Genomic DNA, 24,042 nt, shown 5'->3' with positions numbered 1-24,042 from the left:
TGTAAATTTTTATAAAAAATACTAAAATAGTATAATATAAATTAAAATTAAAATTTCTTTTTCATTAATAATGATGATATTTTGTTAACATCTCCAGCTCCTTGAATTAATAATATATCATTTCCAGTAAATTTTGAATATAAATTTATAATCATTTCTTGATAATTTTTCCATGTACTAAAAATAGGATTAATTTTTCCATAATTTTTAATACCTTTACATAAAGAAATACTATCTCCACCTGAAATATAATCTTCTCCAGCAGAATATACATTTAATATAAATAATATATCAACAGTAGATAATATTTTAATAAATTTATCAAATAAATTTATAGTTCTAGAATATCGATGTGGTTGAAATATCATTATAATTTTTTTTTGTGGCCAAATTGTACGTATTGTATTAATAGTTACATTTATTTCTGTTGGATGATGTCCATAATCTTCAATAAGTGTAATATTTTTTATTAAATTATTTTTTTTATATTTTAAAATACCTAAAATATCAAATCTTCTTTTTATACCAGAAAAATTTTCTAATGCTTTTAATATATCTTTATGTTTCATTCCTGTATAGGAAGATACAGCAAAAGCTGCAGTAGCATTTAAAACATTATGTTTCCCCGGTAAATTTAAAATTACTTCTAAAGATATATTTTCTTTTACTTTAAACAAATTAAATGTAGTTGTTAAATTACATTGTTTATAATTATATATTCTTATATCAGCATCTTTACTAAAACCATAAGTTATAATATTATTATGTATGAAATTATTTTTTAATAAATCTCTAATGGAGTAATTGTCAATACAAACAATTATACAACCATAAAAAGGTATATTTTTTAAATAATTTAAAAAATTTTGTTTTAATACTTCAATATTATATTGATAATATTCTAAATGTTCATCTTCAATATTAGTAATTATATTAATGATAGGTCTTAAATTTAAAAAAGAAGCATTACTTTCATCTGCTTCTGCTATAAAATATTTACTTTTTCCTAAATAAGCATATAATGATGATTTTTTTAAAATTCCTCCATTAATAAATGTTGGATCAAATCCCAATAATGAATATATATAATATATCATTGCAGTGGTAGTAGTTTTACCATGACTACCAGTAATTGTTATACTATAATAAAATCTCATTATTTCAGATAACATTTTAGCTCTACTGACTATAATAATATTTTTTTTTTTAGCTGCAATTATTTCTGGATTATTATCTTTTATTGCCGAAGAAACTACAACAACATTTACATTATCAATATTTTTAGCATTATGTTGAAAATATATTTTTACTCCTAATGAAATTAAGTTATTTGTAATTTCATTAGAAACAATATCTGATCCACTTATTTTATATCCTTTTTTAACTAAAATATAAGCTATACCACCCATACCAAAACCACCAATACCAATAAAATGAATATTATGGATATTATCCATTTTAGGTATTCTATAATCTGTTTTTTTTAAAAGTTTATTTTTTATCATATATTTAATTTTATATTATAGATAATTACAATTAATTAAAATATTCTTTTATTTCTTTATAAATTAATTCTGTAGAATTAATTAAAGAAATACTACGAGATTTCTTTGAAATTTGTATTAATATTTGTTTATTCCAAGATAATAAAGTATTTATAATATCATTAATATTTAAATTATTTTGATCAAAAATTTTTGCTGCACCAATTTTTTTTAATCTTAATGCATTAAAATATTGTTGATTATCTTTATGTTTAAAAGGTATAAAAATAGCTGGTAATCCTATAGCAGAAATTTCACTTACAGTCATAGCACCGGATCTGCTAATAATAATATCTGCCCACTCATATGCATAATGCATTTTATAAATATATTCTGTAATAAAATAAAATTTTTTTTCATATTTCTTTAAAAAAGATAAAGAAATATTTTTTAAATTACCCTTACCTATTTGATGTAATATCATTACTTTATCTTTTAAAATTTTTGCTAACTTTATAGCTATAATATTTATTATATTAGATCCTTGACTTCCTCCAATAATTAATAAGTGTAATGGATTATTATATTTTAAAAATTTTTTTTTACATAAAGATAATTTAATTATCTCTTTACTTAAAGGATTACCGACTAATATGCCATTTTTAAATGTATTAGGATAAGCTTGCATATTTTTTTTAGATATTTTGGATAAAAAATTATTAGTAAAACCTGGAACACTATTTTGTTCATGAATCATTAATGGAATACCACATAGCCATGCTGCTATTCCACTAGGTCCTGATATATAACTACCCATAGTTAAAACTATGTTAGGTTTATAAGATTTATAAATTAAAATAGATTTATACATAGGTTTAATTAATTTAAATAAAGTAATTATTTTTGACCAAATACTTTTTTTTTCAAATTTTAAAAATTTAATTAAATAAATTTTAATTCCTTTTGTAGGAATAATATCTGCTTCCATTCTATCAATTGATCCTATCCAACGAACATCCCATCCTTTTTCTATTAATTTATATGCAATATTAAGACCAGGATAAATATGTCCGCCTGTTCCACCAGATACTATAATAATTCTTTTAGACATTTTATTATTTATATAATTTTTAATAAATTAAATAATAATCTAATATTAACATAATTTTAATTAATTAAATTAAATTAAAACATTTAAATATTATTAATATAAAAAAATATTTTAATTATTTTGTTTAACTAATTCAATAAATTTTGTACCTCTATCTTTAAAATCTATAAATTGATCAACACTAGAACATGCTGGAGATAATAAAACTATATCGTCACGTTTTAATAATTTTGAAATTTTTTTTATAGCATCAGCCATAGTTTTTACTGGTATTGCTTTAGGATATAAAGACATTATTTTTTTACTAGCTAATCCAAAACAATAAATATTAATTTTATTATTCATTAAATATTTTTTTAATAAATGAAATTCACAATTTTTATCATATCCTCCTAATAATAACCATATTCTTTTATTTTTACCTAAAAAATTTAAAGCTGCTTTTGTACTATCTACATTAGTAGATTTAGAATCATTAATCCAAGTTACTCCATTTTTTTTATATATAATTTGTAATGTATGATTATTTAATTGATAATTACAAATATATTTTAAAGATATTGTTCTTGGTATATTTAATGCATCTGCTATAGCTAATACAGCTAAAGCATTAACATAATTATGTGTTCCTATTAATTTAGTATTATTAAAATTTAAAATTATATTATTATTTATTTTTAAATAATTATTATTATGATTCTTATATAATTGATATTTTCCTTTTTTTATACCGAAACTAATATATTGTTGATTTGTTTGTAAATTGTTAGGATATGTTAAAACATCATTAGCATTATATATGCATATAGAAGAATTTTTATAAATTTTTAATTTTGTTTTTTGATATTGTTTAATTCCTAGAGGATAACGATCTATATGATCTGATGAGATATTGAGTATGACAGAGATAAATGGTTTAAATTTTTTTATAGTTTCTAATTGAAAACTAGATATTTCTATTACATAAAAATTTTGAAAACTAGATAATAAATCTAGTGCAGGATATCCAATATTTCCTCCTATTCCTGCACTATAATAATTATTTATAATTTTACCAATCATATTAGTAACTGTACTTTTACCATTAGTACCAGTAATAGCAATTATAGGAGTTTTTGTTGAATTATAAAATAATTCAATATCTCCTATTATTTTAATTCCTTTTTTTGCAGCATCAATTAATAATGGATGAAATAAAGAAATACCTGGACTAATAACAATTAAATTAGCATTTAAAATCCAATCTTTATTAAAAGATCCAATACAGTATTTAACAGAAGATGGTATTTCTTCTATATAAGGAGGATTAATCCTACTATCCATAACATATGGTATAATACCCTTTTTAATAAAAAATTTAATACATGAAATACCAGTAATACCTAAACCTATAATTAATATTTTTTTAGTCATATTTATTAACTTACCTTTAAAATTGATAAAGTAATTAACAATAATATTAACGATATAATTCCAAATCTAATAACAATATGAGGTTCTAAGTGCCCTTTTAATTCAAAATGATGATGTATAGGTGCCATAAGAAATACACGATATTTTTTATATTTATAAAAAAAAACTTGTATTATAACCGATAGTGATTCAAACAAAAATATTCCTCCCATTATTAGTAATAATATTTCTTGTCTTATTAAAACAGTAATAATTCCTATAGCACTTCCTAAAGATAATGATCCTATATCTCCCATAAATATAGTTGCTGGATATGTATTAAACCATAAAAAACCTAATCCTGAACCAATAATAGTAGTACATATAATTACTAATTCTTTCGTATATTTTAAATATGGTAAATGAAAATATTTTGAATATTGTATATCTCCTGTAATATATGATAAAAATGCTAAACCAAAAACCACTAATATTACTGAAATAATAGCCATACCATCTAAACCATCTGTTAAATTTACAGAATTACTAATCCATAATATAATTAGATAAGAAATTATTAAGTATGTAATAAAATTTAAATAAATTTTTATATTTTTAAAGAATGGAATTATAAATTGTAATGAAGATTTTTCTGTATTATTTATATAAAATAATGTAATAATTGTTATTGTTATAATTGTTTGTAAAAAAATTTTTTCATAAATTACTAAACCAATAGAATTATCTAATATAATTTTATAATAATCATCAATAAAACCAACTAATGCATAAAATAATACTGTAATTAATACATACCATAAATATGGATTATATAAATCTGACCAAAATATTACTGAAGTAATAAATGATATTAATATTATTATACCTCCCATAGTAGGAATATTATTTTTTTTAAAATGAGATTTTGGACCATCTAAACGAATTACTTGAGAATATTTTTTTTTTTGAAAAAATATAATAAAATATGGAGTAATATATAATGAAATAATAAAAGATGTTAGAAGACTAATAATAGCACGAAAAGTGAAATTAATAAAAAAATTAGATGTTTGAAAATAATATTTTAAATATTTAATTAATATTATAATCATTTAAATTGTTCCTGTTCTAACAACATATTTATTAAAACTTCTATTTGAGCTTTTCTTGATCCTTTAAACAATATAGTAAAATTATTTAAATTAGTTAATATTTTAATTAATTTTATTATTAATTTTTTTTTATTTAAAAAATGTTCAGAGTTATTATGATATTTTGTAATATATTTACTATAAATACCAATGCTTAAAATAAAGTCTAAATTTGATTTTATAATAAAATTTTTAATTTTATTATGATAAAAAAATGAGTATAGACCTAATTCCATCATATCTCCAATAACCAAAATTTTTTTACCATTCATTCTTTTAAGAACATTAATAGCAGCAATAACAGACTGAGGATTAGCATTATATGTATCATTTAAAATTAATTTATTATGTCCTAATCTTATAGGAAAAAGTCTACCAGATATTGATTTAAAACTAGCTAAACCTTTAGATATATCAATTAAAGATGCACCTGCAGATAATGATAATGCTGACGCAGCTAACGCATTACTTACATTATGAAATCCACCTATAATAAATAAACTAATAAATATTACTCCTATTGGAGTATGTAAATTGAAACAAATCTTATTTTGTAATATTTTTAGGTTAGTAGTAAAAAAATCAGCATTATGATTTTTTATAGAAAATGACCATATTTTTTTATTTATTAATTTATGTAAAATTTTTTTATGATTTATATCATCCAAATTAATAATAGCTCTATCATTATTTAATAAATATTTAAATATATGATTTTTACACCTAAAAATATTTTTGAAAGATTTGAAACCCTCTAAGTGAGATATTGAAATATTATTCACTAAAGCAGTATTAGGTCTAACTAAATTAGCTGAATACTTAATATCACTTAAATTATTAGCTCCTAGTTCAATTATTACATATTTATATTGATTATTTAAATTTAATAATGTTAAAGATACTCCAATAATATTATTCATATTATCTTTAGTAAATAATACTTTTCCAACATTTTTTAATATTGATGCAGTCATTTCTTTAACAGATGTTTTACCAGAAGAACCTGTTATGCCTATAAAATGAGATTTTGATTGTAATCTTTTCCATAAACTTATTTTACCTAAACTAATAATTGTATTTAATACAATTATTTGAGGGATAGATACTTCTAAATATTTATCAACAATAATAGCTAATGCTCCATTATTTATGGCATCTTGAACAAAATTATGTCCATCAAATTTTTTTCCACGAATAGCAATAAATAAACATTTAAAATAAATATTTTTACTATTTATTGAAAAATTTAATATATCAATATTTTTACCAATTAACTTACCATCAACAATTTTCGTTAATTTTTTTAAATTAATTATTTTATTCATGAAATATTTTTTTAAAAAAATTATTAACAACATTATAATCAGAATAATTAAAAATTTTATTTCCAATAATCTGATATTGTTCATGACCTTTACCAGCTATTAGTATAGTATCATTTTTATCTGCATGACTGATTGCGTAATGTATTGCTTCTAATCTATTTAAAATTATATGTAAATTATTTTTATTTTTATATTCTTTTATAATGTCATTAACAATATCTATTATATTTTCTGATCTAGGATTATCAGTAGTAATAATTACTATATCTGAAAAATTTTTAGCAATAATACCCATAATTGAACGTTTACCAACATCTCTTTCCCCTCCACATCCAAATATACACCATATTTTATTTTTACAATATAATTTAATGGTTAAAAGTATATTTTTTAATGCATTAGGAGTATGTGCATAATCAATTATAATTGTTGGATAATTTTTATATAAAGGAAATGCTTCCATTCTACCATGAACAGAATGTAGTTTAGTGGAAGTATTTATAATATCTTTTAAGTTAAAATTTAAAGTTAATAATGCAGTCATACTTAAAATAATATTAATTACATTAAAATATCCAATTAAAAATATTTTAATAGTTCCTTTACCCCAACTTGAATTAAATTTAATAATAGTATTTTTTTTAAAAAAATTTATTTTAGTTACTTTAAAATATAAATTATTTTTTAAATAAATATTTTTTTTAGTAGTAACAGCAATAGTCTTTTTATAAGATAGTTTTTTTAACCAATTAAATCCTATGATATCATCAATATTTATAATATTTTTGTTAATTTTATGTTCAGAAAAAAATTTCCATTTAGTTAATTCATAATCTTCCATATTTAAATGATAATCTAAATGATCTCTACTTAGATTTGTAAAAATTCCTATTTCAAATTTTAAATTAGAAATTCTAAATTGTTTTAATCCATGAGAAGAAACTTCTATAATAGCTATATCTGCTTTTTGTTCTATAAAATTTTTTAATTGATATTGAATTTCAATAGCAGAATCTGTAGTATTATTAGTGGATAATAAATTATTATAAAAACCATTTCCTAATGTACTACATACTGCTGCTTTTTTTCCTAATAAATTAATCCATTGCATTAAAAAATTAGTAACACTTGTTTTTCCATTAGTACCTGTAACTCCAATAACAGGTATTTTATAACTAGGATTATTATATAATTTTCCTGCAAAAAAAGAAATTTTTTCTTTTAAATTTGGTATAAAAATTATAGGAATATTATTTTTAAAAATTATATTATAAGGTTGTATTTTATTATCACTATAAGTGATGACAGCAACAGCTCCATTTTTAATGGCATCATTTATAAAAATTTTACCGTCTAATTTATAACCTTTAATAGCTAAAAATAAACAATGTTTACCTTTAATTTGCCTACTATCTAATACTATTTTTTTTATATAAATATTAGATAATGTATAATCATTTATACAATTATTTAATAATTCTAATAAATTTAATCCATAATTATTCAATTATATACCTTATAGAATATATATTATTATCTTTAAATTTTATTAAAAATATATAAAGAATTAAAAATAATATAATAAATTTTATATTTTTTGGCCTACACGTAGTATTGCACTTCTTGATCTAGGATTATCGTAGATTTCTTTAGAGTTAGGAAATATTCTATTAATTATTTTTAATTTATAATTATTTTTAGATAAATTATTTATTTCTTTTTCAGTCAAAGGAACACCAAAGTGATATTTATTATTATTTATACTATGAATTTTCATAAATTTTTTTATAATACGGTCTTCTAATGAATGAAAACTAATTACAGATATTATACCTCCTTTTCTTAATATTATTAACGAATTATATAAAGCCTTTTTAAGTTCTTCTAATTCCTTATTAATAAAAATTCTTATTGCTTGAAATGATCTTGTTGCTGGATGTTTAAATCTTTTTTTATTTTTTTTAAATTTATATATGATAGAACATATTAATTTACTTAAATCATCAGTACTGTTTAATTTATTTTTTATAATATATTGTTTAATATTATATGCTATTTTTTTAGCAAATTTTTCTTCACCATAATTTTTTAATACATAAGATAATTTATCTTCACTAACTCTTTGAATCCATTTAGCAGCAGTTATTCCATTTTTTTGATTAAAACGCATATCTAAAGGTCCATCTTCTATAAAAGAAAAACCTCTTTTAGGATCATTTAATTGAAAAGATGATAAACCCAAATCAAACAAGATTCCATCTATTGTACCTAATACTTTAGTATCTAAAATATTTATTAAATTAGAAAATTTTTCATTTATATATATGATACGTTTATCAATAATTTTATTAATTAATATTGTTTTTATATCACAATCTACTGCATATATACGACCTTTACTCCCTAATTTAGATAAAATTAATTTTGTATGACCTCCACATCCATATGTAGCATCTATATAAATTCCATTTTTTTTTATATTCAAACTATTAATAGATTCTTGTAACATAACTGGTAGATGTTTTATCATAATTTATACTTATTATCTAATTATAGAATAATTATTATTAATAAATTATTATTTTTTCTTCAAAAGAATAATACTCATACTATATTATTAAAAATTTATATTGGAAAGTTATTTTTAAATAAATTTTATTTTAATAACTATAAAATTTATTTAAAAGTTTTACATATTTTATATGTAGTTTTAGTTATTATATATTAGTTATATTAAATTTTTTATAAATTTATTAAATAATAACATCAATTATTAATAATTATTTTATATATCTAATATTTTTGTATAATAACCATTATAGTTTATAAAATATTTATTTTTTTAATTTGTATATTTTGTATTATGCTGATATTGAAATTATTAATATTATTAAATTTAAATCTTTTAAACATAAGATATTTAATTTTAAATTTTTTAATGTAATATATTAACAAAAAATAATCAAAATATTTTTTATAAAGTATATTCTTAATATAAAAAAATTAGAAAAATATTATTTTTGTATTTTAAACAAAATATAAAATTTGTTATTTTATTTTTTTATTAATATTTATATTAATATAATTAAAAATAATTTTTTTAAAGAAAATTTATAAATTATATATTCAATATATAACATATTATAGAGTTTTACTTAATTATGAATATCAACAATATTAAATGTACTCCTGTAATGAAACAATATTTTAAAATAAAAAATCAATATCCTAATATTTTATTATTTTATCGTATGGGTGATTTTTACGAAATGTTTTTTGAAGATGCTAAAAAAGCATCAAAAATATTGAATATTGTTTTGACAAAAAGAGGTTTATTAAACAATAAACCCATACCTATGGCAGGGATACCACATCATAGTTTAAATAATTATTTGTCCAAATTAATTAATTTAGGTGAATCTGTAGCAATTTGTGAACAAATTAATAATACAAATAAAACTCCTAATAAAATATTAGAACGTAAAATTGTACGTATTGTTACTCCTGGTACTGTCAGTGATGATATTTTATTAAAAAATAATCAAGATAGTTTATTAGCATCTATATGGCAAGAAGTAAATTATGGTTTTGGTTATGCAACTTTAAATATGAGTTCTGGAAGTTTTAAAATTATAGAAAGTAAAAATTATGATATAATATCTGGTGAATTACAAAAAACTAATCCTAGTGAATTATTATATCCAGAAAATTTTCATTATATGAAATTAATAGAAAATAGAAATTGTATTAGACGAAGACCTATATGGGAATTTGACCTTGATACTGCTCATCAACAATTAAATATACAATTTAATACTAAAAGTTTAAGAAGTTTTGGTATTGAAAAAGCATCTATGGCTATTAAAGCAGCAGGTTGTTTAATACAATATGTTAAAGATACACAACGAGTTTTTTTGCCTCATATAAATAATATAAAATTGAAAAATTCTTCTAGTGAAATTATAATGGATGAGAATACTAGAAAAAATCTTGAAATTACAGAAAGTATATCAGGTAATAAAGATAATACTTTAATAAGTATTCTAGATTATACTAGTACTGCTATGGGTAGTCGTTTGTTAAAACGTTGGTTACATTCTCCAATACGTAATAACAAAATTATTATTAATCGTCAAAATAGTATTTCAAAATTACAAAAATATTTTACTGATTTTAAAAAATTATTAATTAAAATTAACGATATTGAAAGAATTATTGCAAGATTATCGTTACGAACGGCTAAACCTAAAGATTTAGTTTCTTTAAGAAATACTTTTAATATTTTACCTAAAATACATAATATTTTAAATATTACAGGAGATTGTTATATTAAAAATAAAATTCTTAATATAGGGTTATTTAAAGAATTAAAATATTTATTAGAAAAATCAATTAAAAAAAATCCGTCTGCTACATTAAAAGATGGTAATGTCATTGCTACAGGATATAATAAAAATTTAGATAAATTAAGAAAATTATCTAAAAATTCTAAAGAATATTTAATTTCTTTAGAAAAAAAAGAACGTCAATTATTAAATATAGAAAAATTAAAAATAGGATTTAATACTATATATGGATATTACATTCAAATAACTAAAAATCAAAAAATTAAAAAATTACCCAAAAAATATTTAAATATTCAAACATTAAAACATTGTAATAGATATATTATTCCTGAATTAAGAAATTATCAAGAAATGATTTTTTTATCTAAAAATAAATTATTCATTTTAGAAAAATTTTTATATAATCAATTATTTGATTTTATTAATCCTAAATTAAAAAAATTACAAAAAATAGTTTTATTAATATCTGAATTAGATGTGTTATGTACTTTAGCAGAAAGATCAATAACTTTAAATTATACATGTCCTATTATTACTAATAAGTTAGGATTGTTTTTAGAAAAATCTCGACATCCTATTGTAGAAAATATTCTTAAAGATCAATTTATTCCTAATAATCTATTATTAACTCCTGAAAATCATATGTTAATAATTACTGGTCCTAATATGGGTGGTAAAAGTACTTATATGCGTCAAATTGCGTTAATTATTTTAATGGCTTACATAGGTAGTTATATACCTGCAGACAAAGCTATTATAGGTCCAATAGATCGTATATTTACAAGAATTGGTTCTATGGACGATATTTCTTCCGGTTTATCTACTTTTATGATAGAAATGATGGAAACAGCAAATATTTTAAGAAATGCTAATAAATATAGTTTAGTATTAATGGATGAAATTGGTAGGGGAACATCTACATATGATGGATTATCTATTGCTTGGGCTTGTGCTGAAAATATCGTAAAAAAAATAAAGTCAATGACTTTATTTTCTACAAATTATATTGAATTAACTAATTTATGTTTAAAAAATAAAGGAATAAAAAATGTTTATTTTGATGCTATAGAATCTAATAAATCTATTGTATTTATGTATTCATTAAAAAATGGAATTATTAATAAAAATTATGGTTTATTTGTTGCTTCTTTAGCTGGTATTCCTACAGAAGTTATTAAATTAGCTAAAAAAAAAATTATTCAATTAGAAAAAAATTATAAGTATTAATGTTTATATGAAATAAATTTTATTTTAATTTTAAAAATTGATTTAAAATCAATATAATTTAAATTATTATTTATAATAAAATATTTGTATTAAATATTAACTAATAAATTAAATAACTAATTTTAGTCGTAATCTAATTAAGATTTTTTCTAAAAATATTAATAGAATATAGTTAATTATGTTAAAATTAACATATTAATATATAGTTAAAAGGATAATAATTTGTATGGTTTCTTTTTATAAAGAAATTAATTCAATTCATATTGAAGAAGAATTAAAAAATTCATATTTAGATTATGCTATGTCTGTTATAATAGGTAGAGCATTACCAGATGCAAGAGATGGATTAAAACCTGTACATAGAAGAATGTTATATGCTATGTATATATTAGGAAATACTTGGAATAAACCTTATAAAAAATCAGCTCGTATAGTTGGAGATGTTATAGGTAAATATCATCCTCATGGTGATTCTGCAGTTTATGATACTATAGTCAGATTAGCACAATCATTTTCTTTAAGATATACATTAATAGATGGTCAAGGTAATTTTGGTTCTATTGATGGTGATTCTGCTGCAGCTATGCGTTATACTGAAATAAGAATGACTAAAATAGCTCAAGAAATAATTAATGATCTTGAAAAACAAACAGTAGATTTTTTACCTAATTACGATCTTACAGAAAAAATACCCGAAGTAATGCCTACAAAAATTCCTAATTTATTAATTAATGGATCTTCTGGAATAGCTGTAGGTATGACTACAAATATACCCCCACATAATCTTACAGAAGTTATAAATGCATGTTTAGCATATATAAAAAATGAAAATATTTCAATTCATCAGTTAATGAAATATATTACAGGACCGGATTTTCCTACATCAGGAATTATAAATGATGATGATGGTATTGAAAAAGCTTATATGACAGGAAAAGGAAAAATTTTTATTCGTGGACGCAGTAAAATTACTGTAAATAATAATTATAAATCAATTATTATATATGAATTACCATATCAAGTAAATAAAGCTAAACTAATAGAAAAAATTGTAGAATTAATTAAAGACAAAAAAATTCATGGTATTAAAAATTTAAGAGATGAATCAGATAAAGACGGAATTAGAATTGTTATAGAAATCAAAAAAGATATATCTACAGATTTTATTTTAAATAATTTATATTCTTTAACACAATTACAAATTTCTTTCAGTATTAATATGGTCTCCTTATATAAGGGAGAACCTAAAATAATGTCTTTAAAAAATATTATTGAAGCATTTATATCACATCGTCGTGAAGTAGTAATACGTAGAACTAATTATGAAATTAATAAATCTCGTAATAAAGCTCATATTTTAGAAGGTTTAATAGTAGCATTATCCAATATACAATCAATAATAGAAATTATTCGTTCTTCTTCTATTATAGAAGTTATCAAAAATAAAATTTATTCTAAATCATGGAATGTTAATAATGTATTATCTATTTTAAAATTTCAAGAAAAAAAAGAAGAAAATATTTATTTAAATAATTTAAATTTGATTCAATCTAATAATAATTATTCTTTTAGCCATGAACAAGTACAAGCTATTTTAGATTTGAAATTACATAAATTAACTAGTTTAGAACATACAAAATTATTTCAAGAATATCAAAATATTATATATAAAATTTCAGAACTTATTAAAATAGTTGATGATTATCAATGTTTAATGAAAGTTATATATAAAGAATTAATTTTTATTAAAGAAGAATTTGGTGATGAAAGAAAAACTGAAATTATCAAAAATAAATCTTTTATAAAAATGGAAGATTTAATTAATTCTGAAGAAGTCATAATTACATTATCACATCAAGGTTATATTAAATATCAAAAATTATCTGATTATGAAGTTCAACATAGAGGTGGTAAAGGAAAATTAGCAGCTAAAATAAAAGAAAAAGATTTTATTAATCGTATAATTATAGCTAATACACATGATACTCTTTTATGTTTTTCTAATATAGGACGTGTATATTGGACTAAAGTATATAATTTACCAATATCTAATAGATATGCTAAAGGAAAACCAATTATAAATATTTTAGCATTAAAAAATGATGAAAGAATTACTAATTTACTTATAGTTAATAATTATAATAATGATTTAAATTTGTTTATGGCTACTAAAAAAGGCATAGTGAAAAAAATTAGTTTAAGTAAATTTAATAAACCTAGAAATGGAGGAATTATTGCAATAAAATTAAGAAAAAATGATTCTTTAATAGATGTTGCTATTACTAGTAAAGAAGATAAAATAATGTTATTTTCATCTTTAGGAAAAGTTGTACAATTTAACGAAATTAAAGTTAGATCTATGGGAAGAATGTCAATTGGTGTAAAAGGTATGAAACTTACATCTCGAAAAGATAAGATTGTTTCATTAATTATTTTAAAAAACAAATGTAAAAATGATATTTTAACTATTACTCAAAATGGATATGGTAAAAGAACAAATAATAAAGAATATCCAATTAAATCACGATCTACTAAAGGTGTAATTTCTATAAAAATTAATAAAAGAAATGGTTTAGTAATAAATGCTATAGAAGTATCTTCTAATGATCAAATATTAATAATAACAAACATGGGAACTTTAATACGTACATATGTTTCAGAAATTTGTACAGTTAGTCGTAATACTAAAGGAGTAATTATAATGAAAATAAATAAAAATGAAAAAATAACAGCACTAGAAAAAATTTCTATAAAATAATATTTATTAAAATTAATAATAGATAAAATTATTGAATTCCGGACATTTCTAGTAATTCATTAATTTTATCTATTTTTTCCCATGTAAAGATATTTCTTCCAAAATGTCCATAAGAAGATGTTTTTTTATATATTGGATTTAAAAGATTTAACATTTTAATTATATTTGAAGGTCTTAAATCAAATAGTTTTTGTATTAATAAAGTTAGTTTTTCATTAGAAATTTTACCTGTTCCAAATGTTTCTACCATTAGAGATATAGGTTTAGAAATACCAATTACATAAGCTATTTGAATTTCACAACGTGATGCTAAAGAAGAAGCAACTATATTTTTTGCTATATATCTCGCTACATATGCTCCAGATCTATCTACTTTTGTAGGATCTTTTCCTGAAAAGGATCCACCACCATGACGAGCCATACCACCATATGTATCTACAATAATTTTACGTCCTGTTAATCCACAATCTCCCATAGGTCCACCAATTATAAAACGACCTGCAGGATTAATAAAAAATTTTGTATTTTTATGTAACCATACACTAGGTAATATTGGTTTGATAATTTCTTCCATAACTGCTTCTTGTAGCTGTTTATATGATATATTTTCTGCATATTGAGTAGATAAAACTACTGTTTCTATTCCTAAAATTTTATTTTCTTTATATTTAAAAGTAATTTGACTTTTAGCATCTGGTCTTAACCATGGTAAAATTCCATTTTTTCTAACTTCAGATTGTTTCTGTACTAAAAGATGAGCATAAGTTATAGGAGCAGGCATAAAATTTTCTGTCTCATTAGTAGCATATCCAAAAACTAATCCTTGATCACCTGCACCATTTATTAAACCATTTTTATTAAATATTCCTTTATAAATATCTTCAGATTGTTTACCTATATTATTTAATATAGCACAAGAATTAAAATCAAATCCCATACTAGAATCAATATATCCTATTTCTTTTATTGTTTTTCTTATAATATTTTCTATATCTATGCTAGCAGTAGTAGTCACTTCACCACCAACTAGTACAATACCAGTTTTAATATAAGTTTCACATGCAACACGTGCTTTTATATCTTGTTTAATAATAGCATCTAATATAGCATCAGAAATTTGATCTGCCATTTTATCAGGATGACCTTCAGATACAGATTCTGAAGTAAAAAGATATTCACTCATTATTTTTTCCTTTTATGATAATTAAAATAAAATTTAATGATTAATTATATTAAATTTTATAAAATTATTATTATTTATTTAAAATTAAATTTAAATATTTATTTAAATAACTTAATAATTAAAAATTAAATTATTAATCATATATTAATTAATATAATTAATCCAATTTTTTAAAATTATAATAAATAGATTTTAATATTATTTAAGTATATATTTATTTTATATTTAAATAAAAATTTATATTTAAAATAATAATTTTATTAGGAGTCATAATTAATGTCTTCTCGAAGAGAACTTGCTAATGCTATTCGTATATTAAGTATAGATGCTATACAAAAATCTAATTCTGGTCATCCTGGTGCACCAATGGGTATGGCTGATATAGCAGAAGTATTATGGCGTGATTATTTAAATCATAACCCTGCAAATCCTAAATGGATAAATCGTGATAGATTTATTTTATCTAATGGTCATGGTGCAATGTTAATATATAGTTTATTACATTTAACTGGTTATGATTTAACAATATCAGAATTAAAAAATTTTAGACAATTAAATTCTAAAACACCTGGACATCCTGAATTTGGATGTACACCTAGTATAGAAACAAGTACAGGACCATTAGGTCAAGGATTAGCTAATGCTGTAGGTATGGCTATAGCTGAAAAAACATTAGCTTCACAATTTAATAGACCAAATTATGATATAATTAATCATTATACTTATGTATTTATAGGTGATGGTTGTTTAATGGAAGGAATATCTCATGAAGTATGTTCTTTAGCAGGTACATTAAAATTAAAAAAATTAATAGTTTTTTATGATAATAATGGTATATCTATTGATGGTAATATTCATGGATGGTTTACTGATAATACTCAAAAAAGATTTGAATCATATGGATGGAATGTTATTCCTAATATAGATGGACATAATTATAAAGATATACAACAAGCAATTGATCAAGCTAAATCTTCTATAGAAGAAAAACCATTTTTATTAATATGTAATACTACTATTGCTTTTGGATCACCTAATAAATCTGGTAAAAATATATCTCATGGATCTCCATTAGGAGAAATAGAAATTTCTTTAACTAGAAAAAAATTAAATTGGCATCATAAACCTTTTGTTATACCAAAATTAATTTATGATAAATGGAATGCAAAAGATATAGGAAATTTAAAAGAATTAAAATGGATAAATAAGTTTAATGATTATTCTACAATATTTCCAGAATTATCTAAAGAATTACAAAGAAGAATAAATAGTTTATTACCTGATAATTGGATTATAAAATCAAAAAAATTTATTCGCAAATTATATAACAATCCTATTGATATATCTACTCGTCAAGCATCTCAAGAATGTTTAGAGTTTTTTTCAAAAATATTACCAGAATTTTTAGGAGGCTCAGCCGATTTAGCTTCTAGTAATTTAACTTTATGCACAGAATCTAAAGCTATAAATAAATTTACATGTGGAAATTATATTCATTATGGTGTAAGAGAATTTGGTATGGTTGCTATAGCTAACGGAATTTCTTTATATAAAGGATTTATTCCATATACAGCAACTTTTTTAACTTTCTCAGATTATTGTCGAAATGCTATTCGTATGGCTTCATTAATGAAAATTAGAAATATAATGATTTATACTCATGATTCTATAGGGGTAGGAGAAGATGGACCAACTCATCAACCAATAGAACAAATATCTAGTTTAAGATTAATTCCAAATTTAAATATTTGGCGTCCATGTGATCAAATAGAAACAGCTATAGCGTGGAAATATGCAATTGAAAATATTAATGGTCCAACTGGACTCATATTATCACGTCAAAATTTACCAGTACAAATTAAAAATCAAAGTAAAATAACATATATTAAATATGGTGGTTATATTTTAAAAGATTGTTTAGAACAAAATCCTGATGTTATTTTAATAGCAACAGGTTCAGAAGTTCATTTAGCAGTAGAAACATATAATCAATTATCAAAATTAAAATATAAAATTAGAGTTGTTTCTATGCCTTCCACAGATGTTTTTGATAAACAAAATGAAGAGTACAAAAATTATGTATTACCTAAAAACATTAAATTAAGAATTGCAATAGAGGCAGGTCAAACAGATTTTTGGTATAAATATGTAGGTTTAAATGGAATTGTTATAGGAATAAATAAGTTTGGTTATTCTGCGCCTGCTGAAAAACTATTTAAAAAATTTGGTTTTACAGTAGAAAATATTATTTTAAAAATTCAAGAAATTTTAAAACACAATGAAAATAATTAATTGAATAAAGGAATTTAAAATATGTCTATATTAAGTATTTTAGATATTAATATTACAAATAAAATATTATTAATTAGATCTGATCTAAATGTCCCTATAAATAATAAAGGAAATATAATTTCGGATATTAGAATTCGTTTATCATTACCAACTATAAAATATGCTATTAATAAAGGAGCTAAAGTTATTATAGCTTCTCACTTAGGACGTCCTCTAGAAGGTTCATATAATCGTATTTTTTCTTTAAAAAATATTAGTAAATATTTAGAAAATATTTTAAATTATAAAGTTTATTTACAGAAAGATTTTTTGAATAAATTAAGTTTTAAAAAAAATGAAATAATTATGTTAGAAAATGTTCGATTCAATATAGGTGAAAAAAAAAATGATAGAACATTATCTAAAAAATATGCTACTTTATGTGACATATTTGTAATGGATGCATTTGCAACAGCACATCGTAAACATTCTTCTACTTATGGAATAATAAAATATGCAAAAAAATCTTGTGCTGGTTTATTATTAATAAATGAACTAAATAGTTTAAATAAAATTTTTAAAAATCCTAAACATCCTATTATTTCTATTGTAGGTGGATCAAAAATTTCAACTAAATTTAATGTTTTAAATAAATTAGCTAAACTATCAAATAAAATTATTGTTGGTGGTGGTATAGCTAATACATTTTTAGCAATAAATAATAATGTTGGTCAATCTTTATACGAACCAAATGCTTTAAACTTAGCAAAAAAATTACAAAAAAAACATAATAATTTTATTATTCCTATAGATTGTAAAGTAGGAACATCATTTTCAAATGATACATTAGTTAAAACAAAAAAAATTAATAATATATTATCTAATGAAATAATAATGGATATAGGTGAAAATACTATAAAAATTATAATAGATATTTTAAATAAAGCAAAAACAATATTGTGGAATGGACCTTTAGGAGTTTTTGAATTTGCTAATTTTAATCAAGGTACAAAAAGTATAGCTTATACTATTGCTAATAGCAATTCTTTTTCTATTGCTGGTGGTGGAGATACATTAGCTGCAATAGAATTATTTAATTTATTTAATAAAATTTCATACATTTCAACTGGAGGTGGATCATTCTTAAATTTTATAGAAGGAAAAAAACTACCCTCAGTATTTATGTTAGAAAAATATTATAGTATGAATACTATATAAAAAAATGAATATTAGATATTTATTTATCAATAATAAGGTAAAGTAATTATATGTCTAAAATTTTAAATTATGTAAAACCTGGTGTTGTTGTTAGTCATGATGTACAAACTATATTTAAAATAGCAAAAGAAAATAAATTTGCTTTACCTGCAATAAATTGCATAGGAACTGATTCTATAAACACAGTTTTAGAAACAGCAGCTAAAGTAAAATCAGCAGTCATTATTCAATTTTCTCTTGGTGGTGCTTCTTTTATTGCAGGTAAAGCATTACAAATTAAAAATTCTAAATTAGCATCTGTTATAGGAGCAGTATCAGGAGCATATCATGTGCATAGAATTGCTCAGTATTATGGAATACCAGTAATACTTCATACAGATCATTGTGCTAGAAAAACTTTATCTTGGATAGATGCTTTACTAGATGAAAATGAAAAATATTATTTATTAAATGGTAAACCTTTATTTTCTTCTCATATGATTGATTTATCAAAAGATTCTATAAAAGACAATATTAATATATGTAGTAAATATTTTAAAAGAATGTCTAAAATGAATATAACATTGGAAATAGAATTAGGTTGTACAGGAGGTGAAGAAGATGGTTTAGATAATAGTCATTTAGAAAAAAAAACATTATATACTGATCCTAAAGATGTTAATTATGCTTATGAAAAATTAAATTCTATTAGTTCTCAATTTATAATTGCAGCTTCATTTGGCAATGTACATGGTGTATATAAATCAGGTAATGTACAATTATTACCAAAAATTTTAAAACATTCACAAAATTTTATAAGTAGAAAACATAATCTTATTCATAATCCTATAAATTTTGTTTTCCATGGAGGTTCTGGATCTTCTATTAAAGAAATTAAAGAGTCTATAAATTATGGTGTGGTTAAAATGAATATTGATACAGATACTCAATGGGCAAGTTGGCAAGGAGTATTAAAGTTTTATAAAAAACATAAACAATATTTACAAAAACAATTAGGTAATCCAGAAGGTTTAGATAAACCAAACAAAAAATATTATGATCCAAGATCATGGATTAGAGCATCTCAAATATCAATGATTAAAAGATTAGAAAGAACTTTTCAAGAATTAAATGCTGTTAATATATTATAAAATAATATAATTTTTTTTATAAGTTTTCATATATATAACAAAAATATTATTTTATTAATATATAGATATTTAATAATGAATAAATTAATTTATAATATGGATTTTTTAAAAAAATTGGATTACATATAAAAAAATGTTTATTTTTTATCAATCATTACATCTGCTTACGGCAGGTTGTATTTTATTAACTGGATTATTAATAATTCGTTTATTTACAAAAATATTATATAATATTTTTATTGTAAAAAAAATAGATCCTATTGCTATAGGATTTGTTTCGAATATTTTGAAATATCTTATTACTATTTTTGTAATAGTTAGTACATTAAGTAATATGGGTGTACAAACATCATCAATTATTGCTGCTTTTGGTACAATAGGTTTAGTTATTGGTTTAGCTTGGCAAAGTGCATTATCAAATTTAGCATCAGGGTTATTAATTATTACTTTTCGTACCTTTAAAATAGGTGATTATGTAAATGTTTGTAATATTAGTGGTCAAGTAACTAAAGTAGAAATTTTTTCTACTCGTTTAAGAACATTTGATGGTATCATCATAGCAATACCTAATGGTAAAATATTAGCAGATAATATTACTAATCTTTCTCAATGTCATGAATATCGTAATAAGATTACTTTAGGACTTTCTAGAATATTAATAAGTGAAGATTTAAATATGATAAAAAAAATATTATTAGATACAATTTATTTAGATCAAAGAATAATTAAAAATTCTAAAATTATTATTATAATAGATGAAATAACTAATATTTCAATTAATATTACAGTATTTTTTTGGATTAAAGATTTTCTTTATAAAAAAGAAATATGTTCTGATTTAACAAATATAATTAAACACAATTTAGAATTATACAAAAATTCATGTGTTTTATGGATTAATAATAATTAAAATAATATTTTATTAATATTATTTTAATTTTTAACGGTGCGAACGGGATTTGAACCCGTGACCCCCGACGTGACAGGCCGGTATTCTAACCAACTGAACTATCGCACCATAATATAAATAATTCTATTATAAATTATATATTCGTATCGTCAATACTTTTATTTATATTTTAAAAATTAATTCCATAAATGAAAACCACATTTTTTTTTAATATAATCTAATTTTAATTGATGCAATTTATGTTCTTCTTCAGTAGGATGTATTATTAATAATTTTTTTTTTACTAAATGTTTTTGAATATTATTAATTTCATTTATATTTTTTTTTTTTTGAAATTCTAATATAAATGAATCTTGAATACTAGTCATTGATAAAAAAACATTAGCTAAAAGTTTAGCATCTAATAAAGCTCCATGTATGTTACGATTACTTTTATCAATATTAAAACGTGAACATAATGAATTTAATGAATTACGTTTTCCAGGAAATAATTTACGAGATATTTTTAAAGTATCTATTATAGAACACATATTTTCAATATTAGGTATATTTTTTTGCAATAAAGATAATTCATAATTTAAAAAGTCAATATCAAATTGAGCATTATGAATAATTAATTCAGAATTTTTTATATAATCTAAAAAATTATCTATAATTTGATTAAAAGTAGGTTTGTCATATAAAAATTTGTTAGTAATACCATGAATATTTAATGCTTCTAAACTTATGTTTTTTTTAGGATTAATATATACATGAAAATTATTTCCAGTGATGTGACGATTTATTATTTCTACTCCACCTATTTCTATAATACGATGTCCTTTATAATATGGAGGATAAAAATTTATTCCTGTTGTTTCTGTATCTAAAACTATTTGACGTAAATTTAATTTCTTCATAATTTAATTAAAACATATTTATAAATTTTATATAGAGAATTAATATATGTACAACAATATAAAAATTTTTACTGATGGTTCTTGCATTTATAATCCAGGACCTGGAGGATATGCTTCTATAATAAAATATTATACACATGAAAAAATTTTTACCCAAGGTTTTTTTTTTACGACAAATAATAGAATGGAATTAATGGCTTCTATTATAGCTTTAGAATCTTTAAAAGAATATTTAAATATAAATATTATTACTGATAGTAAATATTTAAAAGAAGGTATTACAATTTGGATACATAATTGGAAAAAATATGGATGGATGTGTTCTAATAAAAAACCAGTTAAAAATATTGATTTATGGAAAAGATTAGATTTAGCATTAGTTAATCATAATATTAATTGGTATTGGATTAAAGGACATAATGGAAATATTGAAAATGAAAGATGTGATCAATTAGCTCGTTTTTCTGCTAAAAATCCTCAATACCAAGATGTTGAATATATAAATATGATAAAAAAAAAATAAATTTTTATTTTAATAAAAAAATAGTTGTTATTTTTACATAAGTTGTTTAGGTTAAAAGTTAAATATATTAAATAAATTATTATTTATAATTTTAGAATTAATATTCGTTAAAAGTTTTTGAAATTAAATTTTATTTTTATAATCAATACCTGATATATTTAAAATAAACAAACTTAAAACATTCTGAATAAAAATAAAAGGATGATAAGTCATGTTAGATAACAATCGTTTACGCATAGCTATTCAAAAATCTGGGCGTTTGAGTGATGATTCTCGTAAATTATTGAAAAAATGTGGTATTAAAATTAGTTTACAACAACAAAGGTTAATAGCTTTTGCAGAAAATATGCCGATTGATATCTTAATGGTACGTGATGATGATATACCAGGATTAATAATGGAAAAAGTTGTAGATCTAGGAATTATAGGAGAAAATGTTTTAGAAGAAGAAGTTTTAACTCGTAATTCTAGAGGAGAAAATGCTCATTATTTAACATTACGTAGATTAGATTTTGGTATATGTAGATTATCCATAGCAATACCAATTGACAAACACTATACAGGTCTTAAATATTTACAAAATACCTGTATTGCTACATCATATCCTAATTTACTAAAAAGATATCTTGATAATTATGGAATAAAATTTAAATCTTATATGTTAAATGGATCAGTAGAATTAGCACCTAGAGTAGGTTTAGCTGATGCCATATGTGATTTAGTTTCTACTGGTGCTACATTAGAAGCAAATGGTGTTAAAGAAGTAGAGATAATATATATTTCTAAAGCATGTCTTATACAGAGATATGGAAATATAATAAATATTAAACAAAAATTAATAAATAAATTATTGACTCGTATTAAAGGAGTAATCAAAGCTAGAGAATCAAAATATATTATGTTACATGCACCTAATGAGAAATTAAAAGATATAATTGCTTTATTACCAGGGGCAGAACATCCAACAATATTACCTTTAGCTGGAGAAAATAATAAAGTTGCTATGCATATGGTAAGTAGTGAAACATTATTTTGGGAAACCATGGAAAAATTAAAATTACTTGGTGCTAGCTCAATTTTAGTTTTACCTATTGAAAAAATGATGGAGTAAATA

17 protein-coding genes and 1 tRNA gene are annotated in these 24,042 nt (G+C 21.2%); 8 read left to right on the top strand and 10 right to left on the bottom strand.

Features of this window, described 5'->3' with window-relative positions:
* Positions 1 to 47: 47 nt before the first annotated feature.
* From murC to rsmH, 7 genes are all read right to left on the bottom strand, one after another.
* Positions 48 to 1,505, bottom strand: coding sequence for a UDP-N-acetylmuramate--L-alanine ligase (murC, locus tag GJT81_RS00750; RefSeq protein WP_169785445.1), 1,458 nt, complete (start codon positions 1,503 to 1,505; stop codon positions 48 to 50).
* A gap of 31 nt (positions 1,506 to 1,536) precedes the next feature.
* A complete protein-coding gene (murG, locus tag GJT81_RS00745; RefSeq protein WP_169785444.1) occupies positions 1,537 to 2,595 on the bottom strand; it encodes an undecaprenyldiphospho-muramoylpentapeptide beta-N-acetylglucosaminyltransferase in 1,059 nt (352 codons plus the stop codon).
* A 111-nt stretch (positions 2,596 to 2,706) separates the two neighbouring features.
* The gene (gene murD, locus GJT81_RS00740; RefSeq protein ID WP_169785443.1) at positions 2,707 to 4,008 is read right to left on the bottom strand and encodes a UDP-N-acetylmuramoyl-L-alanine--D-glutamate ligase; all 1,302 of its coding nucleotides are present in this window, start codon (positions 4,006 to 4,008) and stop codon (positions 2,707 to 2,709) included.
* 5 nt (positions 4,009 to 4,013) lie between these two features.
* Complete coding sequence (gene mraY / locus GJT81_RS00735; RefSeq protein WP_169785442.1) at positions 4,014 to 5,099, bottom strand: phospho-N-acetylmuramoyl-pentapeptide-transferase; 1,086 nt, start codon at positions 5,097 to 5,099, stop codon at positions 4,014 to 4,016.
* Positions 5,096 to 6,463 carry a UDP-N-acetylmuramoyl-tripeptide--D-alanyl-D-alanine ligase gene (murF, locus tag GJT81_RS00730; RefSeq protein ID WP_169785441.1) on the bottom strand — a complete coding sequence of 456 codons (1,368 nt, stop codon included), beginning with the start codon at positions 6,461 to 6,463 and terminating at the stop codon, positions 5,096 to 5,098. The genes mraY and murF overlap by 4 nt, the downstream gene beginning before the upstream one ends.
* Positions 6,456 to 7,970, bottom strand: coding sequence for a UDP-N-acetylmuramoyl-L-alanyl-D-glutamate--2,6-diaminopimelate ligase (gene murE / locus GJT81_RS00725; RefSeq protein ID WP_169785440.1), 1,515 nt, complete (start codon positions 7,968 to 7,970; stop codon positions 6,456 to 6,458). Before murE ends, murF begins: the two co-directional genes overlap by 8 nt.
* Before the next feature lie 81 nt (positions 7,971 to 8,051).
* Positions 8,052 to 8,993 (bottom strand): 16S rRNA (cytosine(1402)-N(4))-methyltransferase RsmH, encoded by a 942-nt coding sequence (gene rsmH, locus GJT81_RS00720; protein ID WP_169785439.1) that lies wholly within the window; start codon positions 8,991 to 8,993, stop codon positions 8,052 to 8,054.
* A gap of 631 nt (positions 8,994 to 9,624) precedes the next feature.
* Between rsmH and mutS the strand changes: the two genes are divergently transcribed.
* A complete protein-coding gene (mutS, locus tag GJT81_RS00715) occupies positions 9,625 to 12,036 on the top strand; it encodes a DNA mismatch repair protein MutS (RefSeq protein WP_169785438.1) in 2,412 nt (803 codons plus the stop codon).
* Positions 12,037 to 12,262: 226 nt separating this feature from the next.
* Positions 12,263 to 14,794, top strand: coding sequence for a DNA topoisomerase (ATP-hydrolyzing) subunit A (gyrA, locus tag GJT81_RS00710; protein WP_169785437.1), 2,532 nt, complete (start codon positions 12,263 to 12,265; stop codon positions 14,792 to 14,794).
* A 28-nt stretch (positions 14,795 to 14,822) separates the two neighbouring features.
* On the opposite strand, the gene metK is transcribed toward gyrA, so the two are convergent.
* A complete protein-coding gene (metK, locus tag GJT81_RS00705; RefSeq protein ID WP_169785436.1) occupies positions 14,823 to 15,977 on the bottom strand; it encodes a methionine adenosyltransferase in 1,155 nt (384 codons plus the stop codon).
* 276 nt (positions 15,978 to 16,253) lie between these two features.
* Between metK and tkt the strand changes: the two genes are divergently transcribed.
* From tkt to GJT81_RS00685, 4 genes are all read left to right on the top strand, one after another.
* Entirely contained in the window at positions 16,254 to 18,269 is a 2,016-nt protein-coding gene (gene tkt / locus GJT81_RS00700; protein WP_169785435.1) for a transketolase, read from the top strand.
* Positions 18,270 to 18,290: 21 nt separating this feature from the next.
* A complete protein-coding gene (locus GJT81_RS00695; RefSeq protein ID WP_169785434.1) occupies positions 18,291 to 19,466 on the top strand; it encodes a phosphoglycerate kinase in 1,176 nt (391 codons plus the stop codon).
* A 50-nt stretch (positions 19,467 to 19,516) separates the two neighbouring features.
* Positions 19,517 to 20,596: a class II fructose-bisphosphate aldolase gene (gene fbaA / locus GJT81_RS00690; protein WP_169785433.1), complete on the top strand. Its 1,080-nt coding sequence runs from the start codon at positions 19,517 to 19,519 to the stop codon at positions 20,594 to 20,596.
* A 133-nt stretch (positions 20,597 to 20,729) separates the two neighbouring features.
* Entirely contained in the window at positions 20,730 to 21,506 is a 777-nt protein-coding gene (locus GJT81_RS00685; protein WP_169785432.1) for a mechanosensitive ion channel domain-containing protein, read from the top strand.
* A gap of 34 nt (positions 21,507 to 21,540) precedes the next feature.
* Here GJT81_RS00685 and GJT81_RS00680 read toward each other — a convergent pair.
* Positions 21,541 to 21,614: transfer RNA gene (locus GJT81_RS00680), tRNA-Asp, on the bottom strand.
* A gap of 68 nt (positions 21,615 to 21,682) precedes the next feature.
* Positions 21,683 to 22,405 carry a DNA polymerase III subunit epsilon gene (gene dnaQ, locus GJT81_RS00675; protein ID WP_169785431.1) on the bottom strand — a complete coding sequence of 241 codons (723 nt, stop codon included), beginning with the start codon at positions 22,403 to 22,405 and terminating at the stop codon, positions 21,683 to 21,685.
* Between the two features lie 46 nt (positions 22,406 to 22,451).
* Here dnaQ and rnhA point away from each other — a divergent pair, with 46 nt between their 5' ends.
* Both rnhA and hisG read left to right on the top strand, forming a co-directional pair.
* Positions 22,452 to 22,928 (top strand): ribonuclease HI, encoded by a 477-nt coding sequence (rnhA, locus tag GJT81_RS00670; RefSeq protein ID WP_169785430.1) that lies wholly within the window; start codon positions 22,452 to 22,454, stop codon positions 22,926 to 22,928.
* A 211-nt stretch (positions 22,929 to 23,139) separates the two neighbouring features.
* Positions 23,140 to 24,039, top strand: a complete 900-nt coding sequence (hisG, locus tag GJT81_RS00665) for an ATP phosphoribosyltransferase (protein WP_169785429.1) — start codon at positions 23,140 to 23,142, stop codon at positions 24,037 to 24,039.
* Positions 24,040 to 24,042 lie beyond the last annotated feature (3 nt).

The sequence above is a fragment of the Enterobacteriaceae endosymbiont of Plateumaris consimilis genome (genome assembly GCF_012563145.1).
In the GTDB taxonomy this organism is placed as follows: Bacteria; Pseudomonadota; Gammaproteobacteria; order Enterobacterales; family Enterobacteriaceae.
This window is presented reverse-complemented; position numbering and strand designations above follow the sequence as displayed.

Bases quoted from the DNA above. Each gene is read 5' to 3' on its own strand.
- murC (WP_169785445.1), bottom strand. From the start codon at position 1,505: ATGATAAAAAATAAACTTTTAAAAAAAACAGATTATAGAATACCTAAA.
- murG (WP_169785444.1), bottom strand. From the start codon at position 2,595: ATGTCTAAAAGAATTATTATAGTATCTGGTGGAACAGGCGGACATATT.
- murD (WP_169785443.1), bottom strand. From the start codon at position 4,008: ATGACTAAAAAAATATTAATTATAGGTTTAGGTATTACTGGTATTTCA.
- mraY (WP_169785442.1), bottom strand. From the start codon at position 5,099: ATGATTATAATATTAATTAAATATTTAAAATATTATTTTCAAACATCT.
- murF (WP_169785441.1), bottom strand. From the start codon at position 6,463: ATGAATAAAATAATTAATTTAAAAAAATTAACGAAAATTGTTGATGGT.
- rsmH (WP_169785439.1), bottom strand. From the start codon at position 8,993: ATGATAAAACATCTACCAGTTATGTTACAAGAATCTATTAATAGTTTG.
- mutS (WP_169785438.1), top strand. From the start codon at position 9,625: ATGAATATCAACAATATTAAATGTACTCCTGTAATGAAACAATATTTT.
- gyrA (WP_169785437.1), top strand. From the start codon at position 12,263: ATGGTTTCTTTTTATAAAGAAATTAATTCAATTCATATTGAAGAAGAA.
- metK (WP_169785436.1), bottom strand. From the start codon at position 15,977: ATGAGTGAATATCTTTTTACTTCAGAATCTGTATCTGAAGGTCATCCT.
- tkt (WP_169785435.1), top strand. From the start codon at position 16,254: ATGTCTTCTCGAAGAGAACTTGCTAATGCTATTCGTATATTAAGTATA.
- GJT81_RS00695 (WP_169785434.1), top strand. From the start codon at position 18,291: ATGTCTATATTAAGTATTTTAGATATTAATATTACAAATAAAATATTA.
- fbaA (WP_169785433.1), top strand. From the start codon at position 19,517: ATGTCTAAAATTTTAAATTATGTAAAACCTGGTGTTGTTGTTAGTCAT.
- GJT81_RS00685 (WP_169785432.1), top strand. From the start codon at position 20,730: ATGTTTATTTTTTATCAATCATTACATCTGCTTACGGCAGGTTGTATT.
- dnaQ (WP_169785431.1), bottom strand. From the start codon at position 22,405: ATGAAGAAATTAAATTTACGTCAAATAGTTTTAGATACAGAAACAACA.
- rnhA (WP_169785430.1), top strand. From the start codon at position 22,452: ATGTACAACAATATAAAAATTTTTACTGATGGTTCTTGCATTTATAAT.
- hisG (WP_169785429.1), top strand. From the start codon at position 23,140: ATGTTAGATAACAATCGTTTACGCATAGCTATTCAAAAATCTGGGCGT.